This is a genomic window from Thiohalocapsa sp. (assembly GCF_019695415.1).
In the GTDB taxonomy this organism is placed as follows: Bacteria; Pseudomonadota; Gammaproteobacteria; order Chromatiales; family Chromatiaceae; genus Thiohalocapsa.
The window spans coordinates 1-5,299 of sequence record NZ_JAIFKJ010000124.1 but is presented as its reverse complement, the minus strand read 5'-3'; the positions used below and the strand labels follow the sequence as shown (position 1 = coordinate 5,299).

General features: G+C 64.3%; 2 protein-coding genes. One reads left to right on the top strand and one right to left on the bottom strand.

Going from position 1 to position 5,299, the window contains the following annotated elements:
- Positions 1-232 precede the first annotated feature (232 nt).
- On the bottom strand, positions 233-2,041 hold the full coding sequence (locus I6U14_RS03025; protein WP_296896789.1) for a BCCT family transporter: 1,809 nt from the start codon (positions 2,039-2,041) through the stop codon (positions 233-235).
- A gap of 444 nt (positions 2,042-2,485) precedes the next feature.
- Between I6U14_RS03025 and I6U14_RS03020 the strand changes: the two genes are divergently transcribed.
- The gene (locus tag I6U14_RS03020; protein ID WP_296896787.1) at positions 2,486-4,960 is read left to right on the top strand and encodes a helix-turn-helix domain-containing protein; all 2,475 of its coding nucleotides are present in this window, start codon (positions 2,486-2,488) and stop codon (positions 4,958-4,960) included.
- Positions 4,961-5,299 lie beyond the last annotated feature (339 nt).

Sequence of the window (5,299 nt, the reverse complement as noted above, 5' to 3'; positions counted from 1 at the left end):
GCGGGGCGTCCTGCCCCGCACGGGAAGCGCCAATAAATCGGCGCTTCCCTAAGCGATTTCGATCGACCTGACGTGATGCCGCAGCGACAGCCGAGGGGCGTGACGGCCGCGAGATGAGGGATGATATTTGCCGCGAGAGAGGGACGGCGGAGAGGTGGAGGCCCAGTCCTGGGCAGAATGCCTGCACACCCGTCCCATGACGGGTGCGCAGGCGTTGGTTGCCGAAAGCGGATCAGCCGGAGCGGACCGGTTCTGTGACCACGTCGCTGCTGCTCTGCACCACGGTCTCCACCGCCTCGTGCAGCTTGTGCTCGTCCTCGGCGTCGGAAACCGCCTTCTTGACTGCCATTTCGACATAGAGCTCCTGGTTGAGCCCGATGTAGAGGGCATAGACGCCCACCAAGAGCACCAGCGCGAAGGGTAGTCCGGTGCTCACCGCAGCCGTCTGCAAGGTGGTGAGGCCACCGCCGATGAGCAGCACGGCCGCGACGACGCCCTCCATGACGGCCCAGAATACGCGCTGCGTGGTGGGCGAATCGAGCTTGCCGCCGGAGGTGAGGTGGTCGACCACCAGGGAGCCCGAGTCCGACGAGGTGACGAAAAAGATGGTCACCAGGATGATGGCAATGCCGGAGAGCACCTCCGCCACCGGGAAGTTGTCCAGCATCGCGAACATGGCCTTGGCGACGTCCTCGTTGACAGCCGCTGCGATGTCGGCAATGCCAGCAGCCTGCAGGTTCAGTGCCGCGCCGCCGAAAACGGACATCCACACGAAAGAAAGCAGCGTCGGGATCAGGATCACGCCGAAGATGAACTCTCGCACCGTCCGCCCCTTGGAGATGCGCGCGATGAACATGCCGACGAAGGGCGACCACGAGATCCACCAGGCCCAGTAGAACACCGTCCAGGAGCCCTGCCAGTTACTGTCGCGGAAGGTCTCCGTCCAGAGACTCATCTCCGGCAAGATGGTCAGGTAGAAGCCGAGGTTCTGCGTGAAGCCGCTCAGAATGTAGACGGTCGGCCCCACCAGCAGCAGGAATGCCATGAAGATCGCGGCCATGGCCATGTTGGCCTCACTCAGCCGCTTGACGCCGGCATCCAACCCAGCGAACACGGACAAGGTCGCAAAGCCTGTGATGACGGCGATCAAGATCACCTGCGTCTGGGTGTCGATGCCGATACCGAATAGGTGGTCTAGGCCGGCATTCACCTGCTGCACGCCGAGCCCAAGCGATGTCGCCAAGCCGACGAGGGTTGCCAGCACCGACAGAATGTCGATGACGTTGCCCCAGAAGCCATAGATCCTGTCGCCCAGCAGCGGATAGAACACCGAGCGGATGGTGAGCGGCAGCCCGCGATTGTAGGCGAAGAATGCGAGCCCGAGCGCGACGATCGCGTAGATGGCCCAGGGATGGATACCCCAGTGGAAGTAGGTCACACCCATGGCGGCCTGCGCGGCCTCGGGCGTTCCCGCCTCGATGCCGTTGAACATCGGCGACGGAGTCTGGTAGTGATACATGGGCTCGCCCACGCTCCAGAACATCAGCCCGATGCCCATGCCCGCACTCAAGAGCATTGCATACCAGCCTAGCGTCGAGAACTCAGGCTTGGCCTCGGCACCGCCGATGCGAATGTGCCCGAACTTGCTGAGGGCGAAGTAAAGCGCGGCCAGAATGAAGAGGTTCGATACTAGAATCAGGAACCAACCCATGGTGCCCGTGATGGCGGACATCGCACCGTCGAAGAAGGCCTTCGCCTCTGCCTGGAACATCAACGTCAACAGGATGAAGACGATGAGCACGAAGCTCGACACGAAGGTCACGTGCGGATGCAGGTCGAAGCCAAACCCGCTCCAGTTGTTATCTCCGGGCTCCCGCCGCGGGGCATCATCCTCGTAGGAGGCGGTGGGCCTGATCTGCAGGCCCACGAACTTGTCGCGCTCCCGAATGGCTTTGCGGCGCGCCTGCCGCTCCACCTCCTTGAGCTTCTTCGCCAGCGCGCGTTTCTCCTTGGCCGTGCGCTCGTCTGTGTAATGGGTCATGTTTGTTCTCGCTCGATTACCGATGAACACGCAGCCCGCGTCGGCACCGATCAACGGTACTGACCTGGGCTTCCTGCTCTCCTACAGTGCCACGAAAATTGCTTCGGACCCAAACGATTGCAACCCCAGACCGCCGACAGCTCGCTGCCCGATCGTGCACATTCTTCAAGTATCCCCGCCCGTTCGGCGATGTTTCGTTCCATAAGCTCCACCCCGAATACGGCGACCAAAAAAAGGGGACAGTGTACTAAATTGCCCGAGTTTAGAGAGTGAGGCCTAGAAGCTGGAAATTCGGCCTAGAGACGGTGACGCCGCGGGGCCCCCCCGCCCCACCCCCCCCCCCCGCGGCGCAACCCCGCCGGGACGGCCCCCAGGCCTGGCGGAGAAGTCCCAAAGCGTGGACCATAACCGGCGCCAGGCCCCCGGCACAGCCCCCACACCGTCATGAAGGACACCGTGACCAATCCGCAGATGCAGCTGGCACGGGAGTTCGTCCGCACCACCAACCGCAGTGTCTTCCTCACGGGCAAGGCCGGCACCGGCAAGACGACCTTCCTGCACAACCTGAAGGGCGACCTGCCCAAGCACATGATCGTCACGGCGCCCACCGGCGTGGCGGCCATCAACGCCGGCGGCGTCACCCTGCATTCGTTCTTCCAGCTCCCCTTCGGTCCCTTCGTGCCCGGCGGCGAGGCGGAGCGGCAGGCAGTGGTGCACCGGCTGAAGCGCGAGAAGCGCGACATCATCCGCAGCCTGGATCTGCTCGTCATCGACGAGATCAGCATGGTGCGCTGCGACCTGCTGGACGCGGTGGACTTCGTGCTGCGCCGCCACCGCGCCTCCGATCTGCCCTTCGGCGGCGTGCAGCTCCTGATGATCGGCGACCTGCATCAGCTCGCCCCCGTGGTGCCGGACAAGGACTGGGCCATCCTGCGGGACGTCTACGACTCCGGCTATTTCTTCAGCAGCCGGGCGCTACAGGCAACCGATGTCGTGCCCATTGCGCTGGAGCACGTCTACCGGCAGTCCGACCCGCACTTCATCGCACTCCTGAACCGCGTGCGCGACAACGAGCTGGACGACGCCACCCTTACCCAGCTCAATGCGCGCCATGTGCCGGGCTTCACGCCCGATGCGTCAGAAGGCTGGATCACGCTCACCACCCACAACCGCAGCGCCGAGCGCATCAACGAGGAGCGCCTCGAGGCCCTCGATGCCAAGCCGTTTCGGTTCAAGGCCAAGATCGACGGCGACTACCCGGCACACAGCTGGCCCACGGCCGAGACCCTGACCCTCAAGGTGGGCGCGCAGGTGATGTTCGTACGCAACGACAGCTCGGCGGACAAGCGCTACTTCAACGGCAAGATCGGCACCGTCACGCAGCTGTCGCGCGGGCGCATCGTCGTACAGTGCCCTGCCACTGCAAGCGAGCCGGAGACAGACATCGACGTCGAGCCGGTCACCTGGGAGAACATCGAGTACAGCATCGACGAGGACACCAAAGAGATCAGCGAGGCAGTCATCGGCACCTTCACGCAGTATCCGCTGCGCCTCGCCTGGGCCATCACCATCCACAAGAGCCAGGGACTCACGTTCGAGCGCGCCATCATCGACGCCGGCGCCGCCTTCTCCCATGGCCAGGTCTACGTGGCCCTGAGCCGCTGCAAGACCTTCGAGGGCATGGTGCTGAGCAGCCCCATCCCCCGCCGCGTCATCAAGACCGACCGCGCCGTCTCTCAGTATGTCGGCGCCGCCACACGCAACCCGCCGACGCGCCAACAGCTCGATGAGGCCCGCATCGCCTATCAACAAAGGCTGCTGCGCGAATGCTGGGACTTCGATGCCATCGGCGGCCGGCTGCGCAGGCTCTTCGGTACCCTGCGCAGCAACCACAAGGTGCTCGACCTGACGGGCGCCGACGGCATGGACGACTTGGAGCGCAAGACGCTGAAGGACATCGTGGACGTCGGCAGGAAGTTCCGGCGGGAGCTGGACGCCCTATTCCGGCAAGACCAAGCGCCCGAGGACGACACCCACCTGCAAGAGCGCGTGCGCAAGGCATCCGCCTATTTTGCTCGGGAGCTGCAGCAGGGGCTCGGCCCCTCGCCCGACGGCTTCCCCTTCGACACCGACAACAAGGCCCTGCGCAAGACCCTCAACGAGGCGCTCACCGAGCTGCGCAAGGCGCTGGCCATCAAGACCGCCGGCATCGCGAGCTGTCGGGAGGGATTTGCGACCAACGCCTATCTCAACGCGCTTGCCAAGGCACGCATCGACGTCGAGGCCCGGCCGCCGCGGGCCGCGGCAAACAAGCCGGCAAAGGCTTCGGCTGACACCGGCGACGCCGACAGCACCGATCTTCTGGTGGCACTGCGGCAATGGCGCAAGGAGAAGGCGGACGAAGAAGAGCGCGAGGGTGTCACCCGCTACCGCATCCTCACCCGGGCCGTGCTGCGGCAGATCGCGGATCAGATGCCGGAGACCCCGGAGGCCCTCGCCGCCATCAGCGGCATCGGCAGACACACCGTTGAGCGCTATGGCCACGAAATCCTCGACATCATCGCCAAGCACCAGGCAACGGCAGGAAGCGGACAGCGGCACCGGGCCAAAACGCACGGGCCGCAGGAAGACACCAAGCTCATCAGCTACCAACTCCACCAAGAAGGCCTGAGCATCGAGGAGATCGCGGCGCGCCGCTCCCTCAAGCCCACCACCATCGAGGGCCACATCGCCCATTTCATCGGCACCGGCGAGCTCGCCGTCACCGACTTCATCGACGCCGACAAGCTGGCGCGCATCACCGCCGTGCTGAAGGAGATGGGGACCGACACCTTTGGCCCCGCCAAAGCCGCCCTCGGCGATGACTGTTCCTACGGCGAGCTCAAAATGGTGCGGGCGCATCTGGCCAGGAAGCGGTGATGGCCTGTCTGCGCTGAAGTCACCGTCCGCAGGTCGCGCTCTTGTCCCACTACCCTCGCTCGCGCTGGGCCGTGACCTGCACGATATGCCTTCGGAGAAAATACGCCGACGACCGACCTCGCTCCGACGCTCCAGCGTCCCATGCCATCGGCACGCAGGTCGTCGCCGCGGCCGAGGGTCAGCCACCACTCTGAGTGCTCACCAACCACTGCAGACGGCAGTCTGTTGCCTCTGTACCTTATCACCATCTCCCAGCCCACGACACTCCTAAGCTACACGTATGCCGCCTTCTGCTTGAACAAAAAAAACACGCCACAACTACACACCCTACACCAACTA

Excerpts from the sequence above, each read along its gene's own strand:
- I6U14_RS03020 (WP_296896787.1), top strand. The coding sequence starts at position 2,486 with ATGAAGGACACCGTGACCAATCCGCAGATGCAGCTGGCACGGGAGTTC.
- I6U14_RS03025 (WP_296896789.1), bottom strand. The coding sequence starts at position 2,041 with ATGACCCATTACACAGACGAGCGCACGGCCAAGGAGAAACGCGCGCTG.